We start from the raw sequence: 20,246 nt of genomic DNA, 5'->3' as shown, positions 1-20,246 counted from the left end.
GTAATCGTGTTATCGGTCATAGTCTGCTCCGAGATTGGCGAGGTTCTCATCGGACCAACTGGTGGCGGCCCAACTGAGGGTCAACTCCCCCAGTGGTTCGTCTTGCTCAAAGGTGATAGCGGAGTGGCGATACAGCTCGAGCACTGCCAAAAAGCGGGCCACGATGACGCCGGCGACCATCATGCCAGCCAGGCCAACATCCGCAATTAACTCTCTAAAGGTGAGGGGCCGGCCCTGGCGAAGGGCAGCGACCACAATCGCGGCCTGCTCCCGAATACTGACCAGGGGGGCGTGTAGGTGATCCAAGCCAACAACGGGAATCTCGCGGGGGGCTAAAGCGAGAAGGGCGAGCGTGGCAAAATCTTCGGGGCTTGCGGTCCACACGAGTTCGGGGACACTGCGGCGAAACCGATCCTCGAGGCGCACCATTCGGGGGTGCCGCGTGGATTCGGTTTCCAGGGAATTCGCAAACCAGATTGACACGTCTTTGAAGGCCCGGTACTGCAAAAGTCTGGCAAACAACATGTCGCGGGCCTCAAACAAGGCCGCATCTTCGGCGTCGACGAGTTCCCCTTGGGGAAGCAACCCCGCAACCTTGAGGTCAAGGAGTGTCGCAGCGACGACCAAGAATTCTGTGGCCTGATCGAGTTCTTCAGCCGTATTCAGACCCTTGAGATACTGGATGAACTCGTCGGTGACGGCGCTCAACGATATCTCGGTAATGTCCAATTCGTGCTTGGCAATGAGCGAGAGCAGCAGGTCAAACGGACCCTCGAACCCGTGAACGGCAACGCGAAAGCCTGGCTCCTCAGAGGGCTGAGAAATGAGCTGCTGCGAATTAAGCGACAGCGCCACGTTCGATCAGTTCTCGGGCAAGCTGACGGTAGGCGTGGGCTGCCGCGTGCTCGGGCGCAAACTGGGTGATGGGCTGGCCGGCCACCGAAGCATCCGGGAATTTGACGGTACGACCAATCACGGTATCGAGCACCTTGTCGCCAAAGGTTTCGACGACGCGGTCAATCACCTCACGCGAGTGCAGGGTGCGGGGGTCAAACATGGTGGCAACGATTCCGTCCAACTCGATGGCTGGGTTCAGGCGGTCCCGCACCTTGTCGATGGTCTCAATCAGCAGGGCCACTCCGCGCAAGGCAAAGAACTCGCACTCCAGCGGAATGAGCACTCCGTGAGCCGCGGTCAGGGCGTTCACCGTCAGCAGCCCCAAGGATGGCTGGCAGTCAATGAAAATAACATCGTAGTCGTTACGCACCTGGCGCAAGATGCCGGCCAAAATCTGCTCGCGCGCAACTTCGTTGATGAGGTGCACTTCTGCTGCCGAGAGATCGATGTTGGCGGGCATGACGTCGAGACCAGGAACCGAGGTGTGCTGGATCACCTTGGAGGCATCCTTTTCAATGCCCCGAAGGAGGTCGTACACGGTAGGCACGTCGTGGGTAGGCACGCCAAGACCGGCCGAAAGCGCGCCCTGCGGGTCGAAGTCCACGGCCAAAACTTTGCGGCCATATTCGGCCAGCGATGCCGCCAGAGAGATCGTGGTCGTCGTTTTGCCGACACCGCCTTTTTGGTTGCACATGGCGATAATGCGCGCCGGGCCGTGAGATGACAGCGTGGGGGGAACCGCGAAATCACGCAGGGGCCGCCCTGTTGCGCCGACTTTCACGCCATCCTTGTAAACAAATGCCACTGGTGCCGCCCTCCCGGGTGAAATTGTGGCGGGAAACCCGCGTTCGTTGGTGCTGTGCAATTCTACGGGTTTGCCGAGGCTTCTTACCGAGCGCGCGGGTGTGCCGTGATGTAGCTTTCTCGCAACGTATCGGCCGTTACCAGCGTGTAGATCTGGGTGGTGGCAACGGATGCATGACCGAGGAGTTCCTGCACGACTCTCACGTCTGCCCCGCCGGCCAAAAGGTGCGTCGCAAAACTGTGGCGAAAGGTGTGTGGCGAGAGCTCAATGTTCAGCTTGGCGCGCTCCCCCGCCTCCCGAATGATGAGCCATGCCATCTGCCGGGACACTCTGGCGCCTCGCGGGCCGAGAAAAAGTGCCGGAGTGGCCAAGCCATTGGCGGAGTAGACCGGTCGAACACGAACGAGGTAGGCATCGAGGGCAGCGCGGGCGTAGGAACCGACCGGCACGATTCTCTGTTTGCCGCCCTTGCCGCGCAGGCGGATGAGCCCATCATCGCCCAAAACATCATCCACGTTCAGCGACACCGCTTCGGTGATGCGTGCCCCGGTGGCATAAAGAAGTTCGAGGAGAGCGCGGTCCCGCATCTGAACATCTTCTTCGCCCTCGACGGCCGCCAGGAGTGCCGCCATCTGGTCGATCGTGATCGCCTTGGGCAGGCGTTTGGGTAGTTTTGGCGGGGCAAGATCGACGGTGACATCCGTCTCCAAAACGGATTCTTCGACCAAAAACTTGTGGAAACCACGAATCGAGGACAGCATTCGGGATTGACTGGACGCCGTCAACGGTTTTTCGGCCCGTGTGACCAAAGACTGCAGGTAGGCACTCACATGCGGCAGGGTCACGGCGCCTACGTCTGTGATGCCGCGGGCAAGCATCCACTCGGCATAAGCGCTGAGGTCACGCGTATAGGCGGCCACAGTGTTGGCCGACAGACCCCGTTCAATCGAGACATAACGCAGGTAGTTACTCCGCGCGCGCTCGAAAGTCATTGTGAGGTCGCATCCCGCCAGCGACGCATTGGCCAAGGCGAATCACCGGGAATCAGCGTGCTCCAACCGCGCGAGCGCGAAGCATAGGCGCTCAAAACGGCAATCAAAATGACGGAGTTCGTGATCTGCCGATTCAGCGCCGCTTCATACGCGTCGTCGAGGTTCACCCAGCGCATTTCGATGTCGGCCTCTTCGCCCGTGCGAACATAGGCGTGCTCAATTTTGCGCAGACCGCGCGCCACATAAATGCGCACAATCTCGTTGCTCCCGCCAGGAGTCGTCGAATAGTCGGAGAGCACACTCCAGTCATCGGCCTCGAGGTCCACTTCTTCGGCGAGTTCTCGCTTGGCTGCCGCTAGTGGGTCTTCACCCTCCACATCGAGCAGTCCGGCGGGAATCTCCCACTCGCACAGGCGAACGGCGTGACGGTATTGGCGTATCGCGAGAATTCGGTCGCTGTCATCGAGAACCAGCACGGCAACGGCTCCCGTGTGGGCCACAAAGTCGCGCCCAAGGATCTCGGCGTTATAGCGAAAAGTCTCATGACGGATGTTCCACACCCGCCCCGTGAAAACAATCGACTCATCAACAATCTCGACGTCGGCGGGCTGGTCGAGGAGGGCCTCGTCATCGTTGAGCCCCGAGGCCTCGATAGCTTCTCGCATGGCGTCGGTTTAGGCTTCGTCGATGTCAAACAAGCGACTGGCCTGTTGACGTGCCAACGATGCCTCCACCAATCCAGCAAAGAGAGGGTGAGCGTGGTTGGGGCGCGAGCGAAGCTCGGGGTGCGCCTGGGTTGCGATGTAGAACGGGTGAATCGCGCGCGGTAACTCAACGAACTCCACGAGCTGGCCGTCGGGGGACGTTCCGGAGAAGACAAGGCCGGCCGCTTCGATCTGGCTACGGTAAGCGTTGTTGACCTCGTAGCGGTGACGGTGACGCTCGTCGATCAGTTCGGAACCATACAACTCCGCCGCCAAAGACCCCTTGGTGAGGGCTGCAGGGTAGAGGCCAAGGCGCATTGTTCCGCCCATATCTCCCGCGTTGATGATGTCAATCTGCTCGGCCATCGTGGCGATCACCGGAGTGGGGGTTTCTGGGTCGAATTCCGAGGAAGACGCGTCGGCGAGGCCAGCTCGCGTGCGTGCGTATTCAATGACCATGCACTGGAGCCCGAGGCACAAACCAAGCGTGGGAATACCGTTCTCCCGCGCGAACGTGAGCGCGCCCAGCTTGCCTTCGATGCCGCGGATGCCGAAACCACCGGGCACACAGATGCCGTCGAGGTCGCCAAGGTTCTTGGCCGCTTCCTCGGGATCTTCGCAATCGTCGGATGGAATCCAACGGATGTTGACCTTGGTGCGGTGGGCAAAACCGCCGGCACGCAAAGCTTCGGTGACGGAGAGATAAGCGTCGGGCAAGTCGATGTATTTTCCAACCAGACCGATCGTGACCTCGTGCGAGGGATCGTGAACGGCCGCGAGCAGTTCAGCCCAACCGTTCCAATTGACCTCACCACAGACGAGCCCGAGCTGCGCGACAATGTAGCTGTCGAGGCCCTGCGTGTGCAGCATGGTGGGGATGTCATAGATCGACGAGACATCAATGGCGTTGACAACCGCGTCTTCGTCAACGTCGCACATGAGCGCAATTTTGCGCTTATTGGAATCGGTGACGGGGCGGTCGCTGCGAAGAACCAGAGCGTCGGGTTGGATCCCGATGGAGCGCAATGCGGCAACCGAGTGCTGGGTGGGCTTGGTCTTTTGCTCCCCCGAGGCGCCCATGAATGGAACCAGGGAAACGTGCACAAAGAACACATTCTTACGACCAAGTTCATGACGAACCTGACGGGCAGCCTCAATGAAAGGCTGGCTTTCAATGTCGCCGACGGTGCCACCAATTTCAGTGATGATGACATCGGGCTTGACGGCATCTTCAGCCTGCAAGCGCATGCGGCGCTTGATCTCATCGGTGATGTGCGGGATAACCTGAACGGTGTCGCCTAAGTACTCGCCGCGGCGTTCCTTGGCAATAACCTGCGAGTAAATCTGGCCCGTGGTGACGTTGGCGGCCTGACCGAGGTTGATGTTGAGAAAACGCTCGTAGTGGCCGATGTCGAGGTCGGTCTCGGCGCCGTCATCGGTGACAAAGACTTCGCCGTGTTGAAACGGGTTCATCGTGCCGGGATCAACGTTAAGGTAAGGGTCAAGTTTCTGCATGACAACGCGGAGACCACGTGCGGTAAGAAGATTGCCCAGACTTGCGGCCGTAAGACCTTTACCGAGCGACGAAACGACGCCCCCGGTGACAAAAATGTGCTTGGTTACGCTGATTTCCGAAGTGTCCGCCACGGGGTTCAACTCTATCAGCGAGCGGCAGCCAGTTCGATCAATTCGCGGGCGTGTGCGAGACCGCTCGCTGAATCGGGGAGCCCCGAGAGCAACCTCGCCATTTCTGCAACGCGATCCTCACCACGAAGTGCCTGCACGCTACTGACCGTAACCTCGCCGCCGGTGTCTTTGACAACGCGGAGGTGGTTGGTTGCAAAGGCCGCCACCTGAGCCAGGTGCGTCACCACAATGACTTGGGCCTTCTCCGAAAGCCTGGCCAAACGGCGGCCCACCTCAATGGCAGCAGCGCCGCCGACACCGGCATCAACCTCGTCGAAAACAAAAGTAGGAACGGTGTCTTCGCCCGCAATGACAACTTCGAGAGCGAGCATCACACGAGAAAGTTCGCCGCCGGAGGCGCTGCGCGCTACCGGCCGAGGCTCTGCCCCCGGGTGAGGGCGGAGCAAAAACTCCACCGCGTCGGCACCCTGCAAAGTGGGTTCGGGAACCTCGGTGACGGTCACAAAAAGCTCCGCATCGGGCATGGCGAGGGCCGCAAGCTCGGCCGTGACAAGGGCGGCGAGGCGGGTGGAGGCCTCCACGCGAATGTCATGAAGAGCGATGGCGCCGTCCACCAGCAGGGTCAGATCGGTGTTGACGATGGTGGTGAGTTCGGTGATGCGTTCCCCGTCGCTTTCCAACTCGCTGAGCCGGGCGCTCCCGGATTCGGCGTGCGCGATAACGTCATCGAGCGTGGGGCCAAACTTGCGCAGGAGCGTGGCGAGCTCGGCCCGGCGCTCCTGAATGAGGTCAAGGTCGTTCTCGCCCTCTCCCTCAAGATTGGCGAGATGACTCGATAGGCGGTGCGCCACATCGGCAACCTGGAAGGAAATCTGAGCCAGCTCTATGGCCAAGACGTCAAGAATTGGGTCAACACCTGTCACCCGCGTCAGCTGACGCTGAGAGGTATCTACCAGGGCGAGGGCATCCGTGCCATCGACCTCCTCAGAATTCAAGGCCTCGCGCGCCAGCGCGGTTGCGGTTCGCAATTCCTCCGTGTGGGTGAGACGCTCCGCCAATAGCGTGAGGGTGGCGTCTTCTCCGGACTGCGGGGCCGCGGCTTCAATTTCAGAGACCGCTAAACGAAGTTCGTCCGCCTCGTGGGCCCGCGTCTCCTGGGCGATGACGATCTCACGCAATTCGGTGGTGTTGGCCTGCCAACGGCGGAAAGCATGCTGATAGTCGGCAAGCGCACCAGCAAAAACCGGGCCGGCAAAACGGTCGAGAGCCTCCCGCTGAGCAGCGGTGGAACGCAGCCGCGATTGATCCGATTGACCGTGAACGGCAACCAGTCGCTCCCCCAGCTCGGTCAGTACAGAAACGGGAGTGGACCGGCCACCCACAACCGCGCGCGAACGCCCTTCAGCTGAGACGGAGCGCCCCAATAAAAGCTCATCCACTTCGAGTTCGGCGCCGGCATCGGTGACAAGTTCGCGAATCGCATCGGGATCGCGCAGGCGCCAGCGCCCTTCTACCCACGCCGTGTCGGTTCCGGAACGCACGGTGGTCGCATCGGCGCGGGCTCCCCGGAGCAAGGCTAGAGCTGTAACAACCATGGTTTTGCCGGCGCCAGTTTCACCCGTGATGGCCGTAAATCCGGGGCCGAGGGGCAGTATGGCCTCCGAGATAACACCAAGATTGCGGATGCGAATCTCCTCAATCACGAGCGGCGGGGCCTCTCCAGCCATTGACGGGAAGCGTGAACTTCGTCACGAGCCGATCGGTGAACGGCCCCGGGTGCAAGCGGGCAAGCAGGACGGGAATCGGCGAACGCTTCACGATGACACGGGCGCCGGCAGGAAGGTCGAAGGTGCGACGCCCGTCACACCACAGCACACCGTTGACACCGTTCTCAGCCGTGCCGCGTTTGATGATTTCTACCGCTAGCGACGACTCCGGGCCAACGACGAGAGGACGAGCAAAAAGGGCATGGGCCGACATTGGAACGAGAAGCAGCGCGTCGACGGTGGGCCAAATGACGGGGCCTCCCGCCGAGAAGGCGTAGGCCGTTGAACCGGTGGGGGTCGCCATGATGATGCCGTCGCAGCCAAAAGAAGAAAGTGGCCGGCGGTCCACTTCGATCACAACTTCGAGCATGCGCTCCCGACTGGCCTTCTCCACGGTCGCTTCGTTGAGCGCCCACGATTGAAAGACAACCGTCGTGCCCAATTTCACGCGCACCGAAAGGGTCAAACGCTCTTCAACGGTGTACTCACGTGCCAGCACCCGCTGGACGGTGTCGGCGATGCCGTCGCTCTCGGTCTCGGCCAGGAAACCAACGTGGCCAAGGTTCACTCCCAGAAGAGGAACGGTAGCGCCCCTCAACAGCTCGGCGGCGCGCAGGATGGTTCCATCGCCGCCCACGACAATTGCGCACTCAATGTCGGCGATCGAGACGTCGTGCTCCAGCACGGCAATCGAGTCGAGATCGGGGGCCACTGCGGCAACGGCCGCCAGTTCCACCTCACGAAGCACCGGTACGACACCAGCATCACGCAAAAGGCGGCACACCTGAACGGAGGCCTCCAGTGGTGCGGCCTGCGTGGCATGGGAGACGACGAGGATATAGCGCGTGTCTTGCGACATCCCTAGGCTCCCGCCAGCTTGGTGACCGTGTCTAACCATTCTGTCGGATTCGTGCCCCGCGAAGCAGAAAACCAGACAACAAATTCGTGGTTTCCGAGCGCCCCAATGATGGGGGAGGAAATGAGTCCCGCCGTACCGAGACCGTTGTCGAACGCTGCCCACAGCACCTTGGTGACGGCGTCACTGCGCAATGCTGGATTCGTTACGATGCCCTCGCGGATGCGCGTCTTACCGACCTCGAACTGGGGCTTGATCAAGAAAATGAAGTCGGTATCCGGCGCTGCCGTCGCTTTCAGTGCAGGAATCACCATGGTCAAGGAGATGAAGGAAAGGTCAGCGACCACCACGGTGGCCGCGAACGGTACCCCGAGCAGTCCCGTCAAATTTTCGGGTGTGAGATAACGGGCGTTGACACCCTCAAGTACTTTCACGCGCTCGTCACTGCGCAGAAGGGGAGAAATCTGAGTGTGACCAACGTCGAGCGCGACAACTTCTCGGGCGCCCCGCTCCAGCAAGACCTGCGTGAAACCACCGGTTGACGCCCCGATGTCGAGGCAATCGCGCCCCGCAACATCCACAGCAAAAGCATCAAGCCCGGCCATGAGCTTGTGGGCAGCGCGGGAAACGTAGTGATCGAGACGGTCTACCGTTATCTCGGTGCCCTCGGGAACCCGGTAGGAGGCCTTAATAACGGCCTTGCCGCCGATGCGCACGCGCCCAGTGGCAATCAACTCGGCGGCATGCGTTCGGGAACGCGCAATTCCACGCTCTGTCAGAGCCGTATCTAATCGCTGACCTACGGGTTCAGGAACGTCAGGAGCACCAATCACGCTAGAGCACCGATCAATTTTTCAGCTCACGTGACGGCAGGTCGCCGCCCTCGAGCTGCGTTCGCAGAGCATCATAAAGCTGGGTGTAACCCTCGGCGCGCTGATCGAGCGGCTGATCTTCGACGACCGACAGAGTCGACATTAGGCCCTCGTTGGCCTCAGATTCGGGATGCACATTCACGCTTCCTAGGTTACCCGACGCGCCATGCACAGTCAGCCGAATGCCCTCGACATTGGCACCAAGAAGTGTCTAATTGACGTGGCTATAAGACGTAGCGTTCGTCAACGCCGCAAAGGACAAGATGAATGTGAGAACTGGTCAGTTCTTGGGGTTTTGACTCATTGAAAACATGTAACTAAATTTTTTAACCGGGTATCGAGGTAGTTCAAGCTGGCCAATATTCTTGTGCATTGGCCAGCTTGAACGGTGGACTACTTTTTGGTCACTAGGGTTCCTGGCAGTTCGTATTGTTTTTGGTCCGGCTGGGTGCCGTCTAACAAGAGTGCCGATATCAACGCGACAACCTTGGCTGAGATTGATTTCCAGTCTTGTTTCACTGTCGCAACGAACGGTCCTCCTTTTTCAATTTCTGCAATTGCGAAGTCTTGTCCATCTACGCCAACGACCGAAATATCAGTGATCCCGGCAGCGTCAATTGCTTGAGTTGCACCGAGCGCAGGTTCATCCCAGCCAGCCCAAATACCGCTGACTTCCGAGCCTCTAGCGGAAATGATGTCCTGCACTGACGTGCGAGCGTCATCAACGGGCCCTGGAACGTTGACGTGCTTTTCTTCGAGTACTTCAATTCCTGCTTGTTTGAAGACCTTGCGAGCTCCTTCAGCTCGGGCCCGCACGCCCGGATGAGGATCATGAGTCAACATGACAACGGCTCCTTGCCCGCCCATAGCTTCAATGAGCGCGTTCGCACTTTGTTCGCCGAGATCGGTGTTGTCACTCGTTACGTTGGCTGCGATGCCGTCGGCCTCGCCCGCATCGATCGAGAAAACCGGCACTCCAGCGTCGGCCGCTGCTTTTAGTCCCAGTGAAATCTGGGTGGGGTCACCTGTCCCGAGCACGATGGCGTCAGGTTTCTGAGCCGCTGCGTCTTGGAAGGCACTGTTGAGTTTGTTCATATCCCCCGCGGTATCGACGACATTCACCTGCCAGCCTAGTTTCTCGCCTTCTGCACTGAAGAGTTCGATTACTTCTTTGGTTGCCGCATTTGCGAGATAGGGAGTGATAACGGTGACCGTGACTGCGTTTTCTCCACCTGTTGCACCGCCGTCACCGGGCGCACAGGATGCCAGCATGAGACTGGCGACCGTCGCCAAGCTCAGTGCCGTGAGTGTTCTTTTTAACTTCATTTTGTTGCCTTTCTAGGAGGGAATTGAATTTGCTGAAAGTGGATCAGGCCAGTTGGTGAAAAGTCGGTGCGAGCGCATCATAAAGCGGTCGGTGGACGGCGATGAGAGGGTCGTAGTTTGAACGGTTTGCGGCGGGAGTAGTTTTCACGTCGGTGGTGGTCGGCGTAAAGAATGGGTGCAAATTATTCTGAACGCCGAGTGCATTTGCTGCCGAGCGGGCAGCTGACCAGCTTCCCGGGTCGGTAGCGGAATGTGTCACTATGGTTGCGTCAAAAACGTCAGCGAGGATGCACCGCCAAGCCTCAGATGTTGCCGCACCGCCGACGAGCGGGATACGGTTCTGCCCAATGCCCATGTCGTCGGCAGCATGCCGGAGACCCATTGCGATGCCTGTGAGCACCGCCAAATAAAAGTCAACTCCATCGGTCAATTTGTGGATCCCGACAAATGCACCGCGAAACGCCCCATCGCGAATCGGAGTACGCTCTCCGGAAATTCCGGGGAGGCAGAGCGGACGTGCATGCATTTCACGCACACGCGGAGCAATGCGTGCCTCTACGGAATGAAAATCAAGTCCCGGAAGGAATATATCGCGAGCCCAGGCTGCGGCAGATCCGGCCGACTGCACAGCTCCAATACGGAGCCAAGATTCCCAACCTGGCATTGCCAGAGTATGGATTGGTGACGGGGCTGTCGGAATAGTCTCAGTTACCGCAGCTAACCACCCGGTCGTTCCGAGATAGAGGTAGGCATCACCCGGGCTGCTTCCGATGAGCCCATCCGTAGTGGAAGCAGCATCACCCGGGGCGAGCACAATTGGAATACCAGTGGTCACGCCCAGTTCAGCGGCTGCCTTCCCGGACACAACTCCTAGGATGTTATCGTTTGGGACTAAACCGACAATGTCTGGAAGCAACTTGCGGTTGATGCCTACCTCCTCAAGGACCGATCGTAACCAGTCTTGGTTACCAACGTCGAGGAGTCCGGTCGTCGAGGCCGTTGTCAGATCACAGGCCGCCATTCCGCCGGCCCGCCATGCGACATATCCTGATGCGCTAAAGAAAGCACTCTCTGCTCGGGCGATCGAATTCTTCTCGTTGTCTAGCAGCCAAGCAAACTTGGCCGCTACGTTCGTCACGTCTTGAACATTGAGAGTCTCGCGCTCCCAATTTGGGAGCGCCGCATGTACGCGATCGTGCTGAACTCTTGCACGTGTGTCTGAATAGAGAAGCGCCGGACGGATTGCACTCTTGTGATCGACCAAGATGAGGTTTTGCATCTGCCCTGTCAGACCAATGGCTGCGATCTCGGATGCTAATGGGCACTTGCTCATCACCGCCTTGGCGGCTTCCCACCAGTCCTCCGGGTCTTGCTCTACCTCACCGTTGTCACCAACGAAGGTGGGATACGACTGCTGTGCGCGAAAAAGCACTGCGCCGTCGGAAGTTACAACCACGAGCTTGACGCTCGATGTGCCGAAGTCTAAGCCGGCGATCACAATTCCTCGGGAACTCATCGTCGCTTCTTGCTGAAGAGGCTGAGGCTGACTGCGAGGATAATAATTACGCCTGTAAGGACCTGTTGCACGTAGCTATTTACCTGGAGGATGTTAAGACCATTGTTCAGAACTCCCACGATGCCGAGGCCAACAATAGTTCCACCGATGGTGGGTTGCCCGGTGCGCGAAAGCGTAATTCCAAGGAAAACAGCTGCGATCGAGCTCAACATTAGGGGGTCGGCTGCCGAGGGGTGACCAGAAGCAAGTCGCGCAGTTAGGACGATGCCTGCGAGCGCCGCACCAAATCCGGAGGCAAGAAATGCTGAGAAACGCACGAGATTAGTGTTGACTCCCGAAAGCCTAGCTGCCTCGGAGTTACCCCCGACGGCGTACCAGCTCCTTCCGAGGACAGTCTTTGATAGAACGAACCAGACCAAGATAACGAGAATGACTGCAATGATTACGGGCATAGGAACCGGACCAACGCGGCCTTGGCCAAGCCAAATAAATGCGTCAGGCAGTCCGAATACGGTGGTTCCATTCGAAAGGAGTAGCGCTAAGCCTGTGAATGACGTCATTGTGGCGAGAGTAGAAATAAATGCGGACAGCCCCAGGTAGGCCACAAGAAATCCATTGATGGCGCCCGCAATAATGCCGGAGCAGAGCGCTAGAAAAATGGCTAAAACTGGGTCCATCCCACCAACGAGCAGCTGCGCCGTAATTACGCCAACGAGGCTTGCAAGAGAGCCGACGGAGAGATCGAAGTCTCCCACCACCATCACGATGGTCTGCACAGCCGCGACCATCGCAAGAATTGCAATCTGCTCAAGGATGTTCGTGAAGTTGAGCGGGGTGAGAAAAATCTTTGGTCTCAGAACCGCGAAGAGCGCGATCAGTCCGACAAGACCGATTAGCGTGCCTGAAGACGCAAGCCGCCGCGACAAGAAAGATTTTCGTGGAAAAGCACCCTGATTTTTGCTCGTTTTTGGGGAACGAAGTGGTGGGAACAGTGTCATCATTCTGGCTTCCTATAGCAAAGGTGGAGGATGGACTCGTTGGAGGATTGATCAGCCGAGACAATTTCAGTCAGATGTCCCTCGTGGAGGACAACGATTTCGTCAGCGATACCGAGAAGTTCTGGAATCTCGCTCGACACAACGATGACGGCCATACCGTTGTTAGTTAAACGACGGATGAGTTGGTAGATTTCGGCCTTGGTCCCGATGTCTATTCCTCGGGTTGGTTCGTCGAGAAGCAAGATTTTTGGTTCCCGCTCGAGATATTTGGCCAGTACGACCTTCTGTTGGTTACCGCCGGATAACTCAGCAACTAACTGGCGTACTGACGTGGTCTTGATCTGCAGCTCGGCCACACGACGTTTGGCAGTTGCGCTCTCTCTAGAGCGAAGCGCGACGCCAGCCACGCTGAGCGACCTCAAGTTTGCGAGCGCAATATTTGCCTCGATAGTATCGCTCATGACAAGCCCCTGACTCCGCCGTTCTTCCGGCACATAGACAATTCCGGCATTCATCGTGGCGGCAAGGGAGCGCCGGGTAATATCAATCCCGTCAAGCAGGACCGAGCCCCCTTGAGCACGTTCAACTCCTGCGATAATCTTCAATAGTTCGCTTCGTCCCGACCCAGCGAGGCCGGCAATCCCGAGCACCCGGCCAGCTCGCGCTTCTAGGCTGATTCCCCGTACACGGTGACCTTGAACCTTATTTAGGGCGAGCAAAGGTATTCCTGCATTGGTAGATCGCGCTGGGAAGACTTGTCCATGTTCGCGCCCAATCATCGCCGCAACCACATCATTCGTGTTGGTTTCGCTGATTGGTTTCGTCCAAACGTGGTGGCCGTTACGGAGGACCGTGGCGGTGTCTGCAAGCGAAAAGACCTCCTCCAATCGGTGCGACACGTAGAGAATTGCGGTTCCTTCGTCGCGGAGTGCACGAAGAACAGTGAACAATTGCTCGGTCTCGGCATCTGTTAGCGCTGCAGTCGGCTCGTCGAGAATCAAAACCCGCGCGTCACGCACAATGGCTCGAGCCAGGGCAATCATTGTTTGTTGCACTGCCGAAAGCTCTCCGACTGGAACGTCGAGGGAAATCTCTTGGCCGAGACGTTCTAGCTGCACGCGTGCATCCCGATCCAGTCCACGTCGGTTAGAAATTCCAGGCCAGCCAGTCCGTCGCATTCCAAGGTAGATGTTCTCTGCGGCCGCCAGTGTTGGGACAAGAGTGAGCTCTTGGGGAAGGGCGACGATGCCTCGCGCCTGCCCGTCACGAACGGAACGGAGCTCGCGAGGCATTCCGTCAATCTCTATAAAGCCCTCGCTGGGGGCGATAATGCCGGCGAGGATTTTGATGAGGGTGGACTTGCCGGCGCCGTTTTCACCAAGAAGTGCATGGATGCTTCCTGGCAATAAGTCGAGACTGATGTCAGACACAACCCGCACGGGACCGTAGTCCTTGCTGATTGAGTTAGTGGTCAACACTGCTGCTAAAGCCTCAGCGTGAGGGGTTGTCTTCATTGTCATCCCTAGAGTCAAAGTGTTGAAACGGTTAACGTCGGCCCCGAACGAATGGAACGGAGACGTCTGGTACCGACGCGACATCACGAGAAGGTCTCAGGGGAAGTCCCGGTTCGTCGGCGCGACGATCTGCGGACACCACAACACTGTTCCCCGCAGTGAGGGCGCGGTCATCGACCACGGTGTGTCCCTCGATGCTGAAAGTAAGCCGAGAACTGAGGAGGGCAGCGTCGCCAGCCTTCTTGCGGAGAAGGTCAGCTGACTCGGCGTCAAGATTCGTGGCCTGAATTGTTTCGGTTGCCCTCTCAATCCGGATACCAGCATCAGAGTAAAGCAAGTCGTATAGAGATCGGGTCTTGAGCGCGGCAATATCCAAGCCGATACCGATTTCGCGCGGCAAGAGTGAGGTTTGGAGAACTAAGGGCTCGCGATCCACAAAACGAAGTCGAACGAGCTCGAATGCCTCCGGGGTACGAAGCCCCATGCGTGCTTGTTCGATTGGAGATACTTCGATTGCTGCGTAACCAAGCACTTCTGTACGGAGTGTCCGTCCACTCGCTTCAATTTGCGCGGCAAAGCTTGAGAGGGGGCCAAGTGGTAATCGGTACGGTCGCCCGCTAACGTAGGTACCTTTTCCCTGCTCGGCGCTCAGTAGGCCCTGTTCAATGAGGACTTGAATGGCTTGACGAACAGTCATCACGGTGACTCCGAAACTCTCTGCCAGCTCTTTTTGCGACGGCAGGCTCTCGCCGGACGTGAGCTCATGCTCGACAATTGCGGAAGCAATTGCTCGAGAAATAGCGACATATTTGGGAGTACCGTCGTTACGGTTAAATGAAATTCTTTGGGGGCTCCACGGCAACCCCGGGCTAATGTTCATGCGTCCACCGCAAGGCGCCGGACAAGGGCTGGCGCAACCTCATCGACGATTGCGACCACTGAATCAATATCAATAGCTACTGCAGCTACGAGGCGAGTGCCGATAATTACGCCATCTGCCCCAGCCGACATTAGCGTTTGCGCTTCGCTGAACCCTCGAACGCCGAAACCTACACACACGGCATATGGTTTTTCTCCAAATGCCGCTGCAAGTTCGTCTAGGCGCTCGAGCGCTTTGGCCGAATTAAACTCTCCGCCAGTCTGCAAGTCAGAGGACTGAAGATAAATGACCGGCTCTTCGATATCCGTGGCAGCTAATTTAGAGAGGTCCTCCTCAAGATGCAGGAAAATAAACGGTTCAATACCTACAGACTTTGCTAGTAAGCCAATTCTCAGTTGTTCTGAGACTGGATGCTGCGGAAGAAGGAGGGCATCGATGTCGGCTAGGTGGAGGGCATCGATAAAATCCTCGACAGTCATTGTGTCGAAAGTGCTGGCATACGCGAGCGCCACGATCGTGTCGTCGGGCGAGTTTCTACTTTCTGCTGCAAGTTTGAGAGCCTCAGCAACTGTCGTAATTCCTCGGCTGATCTGGCTCGCAGCTGCCTGTATAAGAGGTCCATCGAGAGCTGGCGCGGGGCCAGGCATGCTGACCTCCAACACGTCAAGACCCGCACTAAAGGCTGCATGGGCCGCTGCAGTGAACGCCGCGGGGGTGGGATAACCTGCGGGTAAGAAACCAACGAGCAACCCACGTTGTTCTGCCCTAGCCTGCTTAACTCGCCGCTTCAATCTTGTCGGCACGTGCAATCCCCTCAAGTAACTTCTAGATGACTAGATCACTATATGAGCTACGCGCCTGGAGTGCAACTGTACGTTCCGCAAGACAATAAATAGGGTTGCGGCAACGCTCCTTAGTCCTTCGCGCTCCTGATAAGGAACGATCTGTCCCAAGGATTACTTGCAGAACCGGTCTTAGGTAATAACATCACCGTGACAGCTGAAGAACCATGTTCGGCGAAATAGCCAATTCATTCAGTGGCAACTCCCGCAAACCATTGGATAAATAACAAATTTGACCAGATCCTCAACGGCCGGGTTGAGAACAAAACTAGAAGTGGCGCTCGTCCACACCGTTGTAGGCCGACAGCGGGCGAATCAAAGCGTTAGATGCGGTCTGCTCCATGATATGCGCGGTCCAGCCCGTCACACGTGCGGCCACGAAAAGTGGCGTAAACGTGAGGGTGTCAAAACCCATCAGGTGGAATGCCGGGCCCGAGGGGTAATCCAGGTTGGGCAAGATGCCGGTGCGTTCTGTCATGGCGGCTTCTAGCCCGTTGTATAGCTCGAGAACGTCGGGGCGGTCGTAATACTCGGTGAGGCGCACCATCGAGTCGCGCATGGTGGGAACGCGCGAGTCGCCCTTCTTGTAAACGCGGTGACCGAAGCCCATGATTTTGCGCTTCTCGGCGAGCGCCGCGGCAAGCCATTCCTTCGACCGACGCTCAGCATCCGGCCCGAAACCAATCTCGGTGAAGATATGCAGCACAGCCTCGTTGGCCCCGCCATGCAAGGCTCCCTTGAGCGCCCCTATGGCACCGGTGACTGCCGAGTACAGGTCCGACAGCGTCGAGGTAATCACCCGGGCCGTGAACGTGGAAGCGTTGAAGGAGTGCTCCGCGTACAAGATCAGGGAGACGCGGAAGGCGTCGACGACGACCGCATCCGGAACCTCACCGAACGTCATCCACAAGAAGTTCGCCGAATAATCCAGATCGGCACGGGGTTCGATAACATCCTCACCGTGGCGGCGGCGCTGGTCGTACGCCACCACGGCAGGAACCTTAGCAAATAAAAGCATGCTCTTGGCCAGGTTTCCGGCAGGGCTCGTGTCGGCGGTGGTCGCATCCAGAGCGCCCAGAACGCTGACGGCCGTGCGCACCACGTCCATGGGGTGCGCCGTGAGCGGCAACTCGTCGATAACGAGCTTGACTTCGGGGTCAAGGCCGCGCGAAGCTCGCTCGATTGCGGTGAACGCGGCCAACTCTGTTGCCGTGGGGAGTTCCCCGTTCCACAACAGCAGCGCCACCTCTTCGAAACTCTTCGACGCCGCGAGTTCCTGCACGGGATACCCGCGATACAACAGTGAGTTCGTCTCGGGGTTGACCTTGGAGACGGCCGTGACATCGACGACAACGCCGGCGAGGCCCTTGAAAATCTGTGGTTGCGTGTCAGTCATGCGTAATCCCTATCCGTCAAGAGGTGAAGCGAAGCCCGAACTACCGAACCTAGTCGTGCCGCACGTGGGCGTCGAGGCTGAAGTTGAAGATAGAGGAGTCGAACTGGCTGTACGCCTCGTAATCGAGAAGCTCATAGAGTTCGGCGCGCGTCTGCATTTCAGGAACAACGCTTTGCAGTGTGCCTGTCTCCAGCAGGGCATCCAAGCCACGCATTGCCGCGCCCATGGCTAGGCGAAGGAACGAGACGGGGTAGATCACAATGTTGATGCCCACATCGGCCAGCTGCTGCTTCGTGAAGAGCTCGCTCTTGCCAAACTCCGTCATGTTCGCCAAAACGGGAATATCGACGGCGGCACGAATGGCCGCAAACTCGCTGAGGTCTTTCATGGCTTCGGGGAAGATGGCATCGGCACCAGCATCTGCCAGTTTCTTGGCGCGTTCGACCGCGGCGTCCAGTCCGTCAACCGAACGAATATCGGTGCGGGCCATGATGAGAAGGTTCGGGTCACGGCGGGCGGAGACAGCCGAACGAATCCGTTTGATCATGGTGTCATCGTCAACGACAACCTTGCCGTCAAGGTGACCGCAGCGCTTCGGGTTGACCTGGTCTTCAACGTGAAGTCCGGCAACGCCCGCATCCTCCAGCGTTTGCACAGTGCGCGCCAGGTTCATGGGTTCGCCAAAGCCAGTGTCGGCATCCACCAGCGTGGGCAGATCCGTCATGCGCGAGATCTGAGCCGCGCGGCCGGCAACCTCGGTGAGGGTAGTCAAGCCAATGTCGGGAAGCCCCAGATCGGCCGACAGTACGGCGCCGGAGATGTACACCCCGCCGAACCCCTTGCTCTCGATGAGCCGGGCCGAGAGCGGGTTGAAAGCACCAGGCATCTGGATGAGCTCGCCCGTGGCGAGCGACGCGCGAAAGAGGCGACGCTTTTCGGCCGGAGTCTGGGTCGCATACAACATTAGAAGAGTCCCTTCGGGGTGGCAATGGCGGCCAGCAGCCCCGGCTTGGCGGTGACGGTGAGGCCACCGATGTCGGCGGCCGTCAGCAGTGGCAAGCGTTGAACCAGCTCCAAGAAACGCTCGATTTCGGTCTTCTCGAGAACACCGTCGGCCAGGGTGCGGAACTTGCCGATGTACTGTTCGCGGGAGAACGGCTTGGCACCGAGAGGATGCGCGTCGGCGACTGCCAGCTCATCCACGATGACCGTGCCATTGGTCAAGGTGATTTCAACACGTCCGCCAAACGCCTTCTCCGCCGGGTCAATGGAGTGGTAGCGCTTGGTCCAGTTGGCATCCTCGCGGGTGGTGGTCTTGTTCCACAGGGCCACGGTGTCGGCACGCTTCGCGCGCTCGGGGGTGTAACTGTCAACGTGGTGCCACGCACCGTCCTGCAACGCCACCGTGAAGATATACGGAATCGAGTGATCCAAAGTCTCACGGCTCGCGTTGGGGTCATATTTCTGCGGATCATTTGCGCCGGAACCGATGACGTAGTGCGTGTGGTGTGAGGTGTGAATAACGACGGATGCCACGTTCTCCCCCTGCCCAATTTCAGGATGTTCACGGTGCAGCTTGCGCGCGAGGTCAATCAAGGCTTGGGCCTGATATTCGGCCGAGTGCTCCTTGGTATACGTGTCGAGAATGGCGCGTTTTGCCTCGCCGCGTTCGGGGAGCGGAACCTCGTAGGCGGCTTTGGGGCCGTCCAGCATCCAGGCAATGACGCCATCTTCGCCCTCGTATATGGGGGTGGGGCTGGTCTCGCCGCGCATGGCACGGTCAATGGCTTCAACCGCCATCTTGCCGGCGAATGCGGGGGCGTGCGCCTTCCAGCTGGAGATCTCGCCCTTGCGGGATTGGCGGGTCGCCGTCGTGGTGTGCAACGCCTGGCCGATGGCCTGAAAAATAACCTCGGGGCTCAGCCCGAGCATGGTTCCGATCCCGGCGGCCGCTGAGGGGCCGAGGTGGGCAACATGGTCGATCTTGTGCTCGTGCAGGCAGATCGACTTCACCAAATCAACCTGGATTTCGTAGCCGGTAGCGATGCCGCGAACGAGATCGTGGCCGGTGCTTCCGACGTGCTGGGCAACCGCCAAGATGGGCGGGATGTTGTCGCCGGGGTGCGAATACTCGGCGGCCAAGAAGGTGTCGTGGTAGTCGAGCTCGCGCACGGCAACGCCGTTGGCCCAGGCCGCCCACTCGGGGGAAACCCTTGTGTTCTGGCCTTCGCCGAAAACGTTGGCACCGTGACCGCCGGTGGATGCTGGATGCGCCAGCGCCTGCGACCTAGCCGCCACGACGGGCTTGCGGGTGAGGGAGGCCGTTGCAACGGAGGCATTGTCAATCATGCGGTTGATGACCATCTCGGTCACCTCATCCGTTACGGCAACGGGGTCGGCTGCGACCTCCGCAATCTTGAAGGCCAGCTGGTCGGCACGGTTCAGGGTTTCTTCGCTGCGATAGACGCGAACGTGATTCAGTTTCACTGGCGGTTCCTTTTCTGGGATCCGGTGACCCCATTCTGTGTCAAAAGTGGGGCAACGGAGGCACGAATATTAGTGAGGCTCCGGTGGAGATGAACGTGCGTGGCGTGCGCAGCTAAAGCGGAATCGCCAGCAATGATCGCCTCGAGAATGAGGTGCGTTTCGCGGGCAGCTTCGCGCAGTCGCTGCGGGTTGTCTTTGGCGATGCGGCGCACGCGCCCCAAGTGCATGCGCACGTTGCGCAGCGCTCCCACGAGGTACGGGTTCTGAATCGCCGCATCGATGGCTTCATCAAATTGACGGTTGAGGTCGTAGTAGGTGCGAATGCCATCCGGTCCGGAATCAATGAGCGTAGCCATGTCATCGAACGCTGCGGCGAGCGCTTGGAATTTCTTCGAGCTCCCCCGCTGAGCCGCCAGCCGTGCTGCCTGTTCTTCGAGGGCTTCACGGAGTTCGTACAGTTCGGAAATATTGTCGAGCGAAACTTCGGTCACGATGAGGCCACGGCCCGCTTGCGGTTCGACGAGGCCGTCGGCGACGAGCCGTGAAAGCGCCTCACGAACAGGAGTACGGGAGACACCGAGGCGCGTGGATTGCTCGACTTCGCCGAGAACAGTACCCGGGGCAAGTGTTCCCTCGACGATTTCTGCCAGGAGTACACGGTAGGCGCGATCGCTTGCCTTCATAATGTTCTCCTTACGCATCGGTGCGTCTGGCCAGTGTATACACAACATAACGATTCAGCGCAATA

Annotated in this window: 19 protein-coding genes; all 19 read right to left on the bottom strand. The window is 58.7% G+C overall.

Annotated elements, in window-relative coordinates:
- Positions 1 to 9 precede the first annotated feature (9 nt).
- The 19 genes from FB555_RS01795 to FB555_RS01710 all read right to left on the bottom strand — a co-directional run bounded on the left by FB555_RS01795 (position 10) and on the right by FB555_RS01710 (position 20,181).
- Positions 10 to 855, bottom strand: a complete 846-nt coding sequence (locus FB555_RS01795) for a segregation and condensation protein A (protein WP_343046371.1) — start codon at positions 853 to 855, stop codon at positions 10 to 12.
- Entirely contained in the window at positions 839 to 1,702 is an 864-nt protein-coding gene (locus FB555_RS01790; protein ID WP_425485570.1) for a ParA family protein, read from the bottom strand. The genes FB555_RS01795 and FB555_RS01790 overlap by 17 nt, the downstream gene beginning before the upstream one ends.
- Before the next feature lie 83 nt (positions 1,703 to 1,785).
- Positions 1,786 to 2,694, bottom strand: coding sequence for a site-specific tyrosine recombinase XerD (gene xerD / locus FB555_RS01785; RefSeq protein ID WP_182483721.1), 909 nt, complete (start codon positions 2,692 to 2,694; stop codon positions 1,786 to 1,788).
- The gene (locus FB555_RS01780) at positions 2,691 to 3,359 is read right to left on the bottom strand and encodes an NUDIX domain-containing protein (RefSeq protein ID WP_182483720.1); all 669 of its coding nucleotides are present in this window, start codon (positions 3,357 to 3,359) and stop codon (positions 2,691 to 2,693) included. Before FB555_RS01780 ends, xerD begins: the two co-directional genes overlap by 4 nt.
- Before the next feature lie 9 nt (positions 3,360 to 3,368).
- Entirely contained in the window at positions 3,369 to 5,045 is a 1,677-nt protein-coding gene (gene pyrG / locus FB555_RS01775) for a CTP synthase (protein WP_343046370.1), read from the bottom strand.
- A gap of 14 nt (positions 5,046 to 5,059) precedes the next feature.
- A complete protein-coding gene (recN, locus tag FB555_RS01770; protein ID WP_220475734.1) occupies positions 5,060 to 6,772 on the bottom strand; it encodes a DNA repair protein RecN in 1,713 nt (570 codons plus the stop codon).
- Entirely contained in the window at positions 6,741 to 7,670 is a 930-nt protein-coding gene (locus FB555_RS01765) for an NAD kinase (protein ID WP_182483719.1), read from the bottom strand. Before FB555_RS01765 ends, recN begins: the two co-directional genes overlap by 32 nt.
- 2 nt (positions 7,671 to 7,672) lie before the next feature.
- Positions 7,673 to 8,500, bottom strand: a complete 828-nt coding sequence (locus FB555_RS01760) for a TlyA family RNA methyltransferase (protein WP_343046369.1) — start codon at positions 8,498 to 8,500, stop codon at positions 7,673 to 7,675.
- A gap of 13 nt (positions 8,501 to 8,513) precedes the next feature.
- Positions 8,514 to 8,642: a hypothetical protein gene (locus tag FB555_RS11000; RefSeq protein WP_281362531.1), complete on the bottom strand. Its 129-nt coding sequence runs from the start codon at positions 8,640 to 8,642 to the stop codon at positions 8,514 to 8,516.
- Positions 8,643 to 8,932: 290 nt separating this feature from the next.
- On the bottom strand, positions 8,933 to 9,865 hold the full coding sequence (locus FB555_RS01755; protein WP_182483718.1) for a sugar ABC transporter substrate-binding protein: 933 nt from the start codon (positions 9,863 to 9,865) through the stop codon (positions 8,933 to 8,935).
- A gap of 43 nt (positions 9,866 to 9,908) precedes the next feature.
- Positions 9,909 to 11,381, bottom strand: a complete 1,473-nt coding sequence (locus FB555_RS01750; protein ID WP_182483717.1) for an FGGY family carbohydrate kinase — start codon at positions 11,379 to 11,381, stop codon at positions 9,909 to 9,911.
- Entirely contained in the window at positions 11,378 to 12,382 is a 1,005-nt protein-coding gene (locus FB555_RS01745) for an ABC transporter permease (protein WP_220475733.1), read from the bottom strand. The genes FB555_RS01750 and FB555_RS01745 overlap by 4 nt, the downstream gene beginning before the upstream one ends.
- Positions 12,379 to 13,893, bottom strand: a complete 1,515-nt coding sequence (locus FB555_RS01740) for a sugar ABC transporter ATP-binding protein (RefSeq protein ID WP_182483716.1) — start codon at positions 13,891 to 13,893, stop codon at positions 12,379 to 12,381. The genes FB555_RS01745 and FB555_RS01740 overlap by 4 nt, the downstream gene beginning before the upstream one ends.
- A 31-nt stretch (positions 13,894 to 13,924) precedes the next feature.
- Positions 13,925 to 14,773, bottom strand: a complete 849-nt coding sequence (locus tag FB555_RS01735; protein WP_182483715.1) for a GntR family transcriptional regulator — start codon at positions 14,771 to 14,773, stop codon at positions 13,925 to 13,927.
- Entirely contained in the window at positions 14,770 to 15,576 is an 807-nt protein-coding gene (locus FB555_RS01730; protein WP_182483714.1) for a tryptophan synthase subunit alpha, read from the bottom strand. The genes FB555_RS01735 and FB555_RS01730 overlap by 4 nt, the downstream gene beginning before the upstream one ends.
- A 307-nt stretch (positions 15,577 to 15,883) precedes the next feature.
- Positions 15,884 to 17,011 carry a bifunctional 2-methylcitrate synthase/citrate synthase gene (locus FB555_RS01725; RefSeq protein ID WP_182483713.1) on the bottom strand — a complete coding sequence of 376 codons (1,128 nt, stop codon included), beginning with the start codon at positions 17,009 to 17,011 and terminating at the stop codon, positions 15,884 to 15,886.
- A gap of 49 nt (positions 17,012 to 17,060) precedes the next feature.
- The gene (gene prpB, locus FB555_RS01720) at positions 17,061 to 17,975 is read right to left on the bottom strand and encodes a methylisocitrate lyase (protein ID WP_182483712.1); all 915 of its coding nucleotides are present in this window, start codon (positions 17,973 to 17,975) and stop codon (positions 17,061 to 17,063) included.
- Entirely contained in the window at positions 17,975 to 19,498 is a 1,524-nt protein-coding gene (locus FB555_RS01715; protein ID WP_182483711.1) for an MmgE/PrpD family protein, read from the bottom strand. Before FB555_RS01715 ends, prpB begins: the two co-directional genes overlap by 1 nt.
- On the bottom strand, positions 19,495 to 20,181 hold the full coding sequence (locus FB555_RS01710; protein ID WP_182483710.1) for a GntR family transcriptional regulator: 687 nt from the start codon (positions 20,179 to 20,181) through the stop codon (positions 19,495 to 19,497). The genes FB555_RS01715 and FB555_RS01710 overlap by 4 nt, the downstream gene beginning before the upstream one ends.
- Between the last annotated feature and the right edge of the window lie 65 nt (positions 20,182 to 20,246).

The organism is Alpinimonas psychrophila, assembly GCF_014137865.1.
In the GTDB taxonomy this organism is placed as follows: domain Bacteria; phylum Actinomycetota; class Actinomycetes; order Actinomycetales; family Microbacteriaceae; genus Alpinimonas; species Alpinimonas psychrophila.
The sequence above is the reverse complement of the archived record's forward strand: the minus strand, read 5'-3'. Positions and strand labels throughout refer to the sequence as shown.